Origin of the sequence: Rhizobium ecuadorense (assembly GCF_001187535.1) — a bacterium.
Taxonomy (GTDB): domain Bacteria; phylum Pseudomonadota; class Alphaproteobacteria; order Rhizobiales; family Rhizobiaceae; genus Rhizobium; species Rhizobium ecuadorense.
In genome coordinates this window covers 1-247 of sequence record NZ_LFIO01001671.1, presented here as the reverse complement: position 1 = coordinate 247, position 247 = coordinate 1, and the positions used below count along the sequence as shown (strand labels likewise).

The window sequence follows — 247 nt, the reverse complement described above, 5'->3', positions numbered from 1 at the left end:
TCCTTCGTCGGCGAACACTGTAGCGTCGGCATTGTTACCAGGCCAGCTTCAGTTCTGCCCTGAGATAATTGCTGTCGCACCCGCCCACAGCTTGGAGCGCCGAGCCGACCTGGTAATGAACGGCCTCCAGCGACCCCGTGAGATTGGGATTGAAGCGGTAGTCCGCCTTGACCTGCGCATAAGCGCCGGTCCATGCCGGCCCGCTACCCGCCGTGCCTGCGACGGGAACGCTTGGCAGGGTGTAGAC

At 63.2% G+C, this 247-nt stretch carries 1 protein-coding gene; it reads right to left on the bottom strand.

Annotated features, from left to right (window positions below; translation table 11 throughout):
- Positions 1 to 34: 34 nt before the first annotated feature.
- The coding region (locus AF337_RS32970; RefSeq protein WP_160320405.1) for an alginate export family protein at positions 35 to 247 on the bottom strand (213 nt) is incomplete at its 5' end.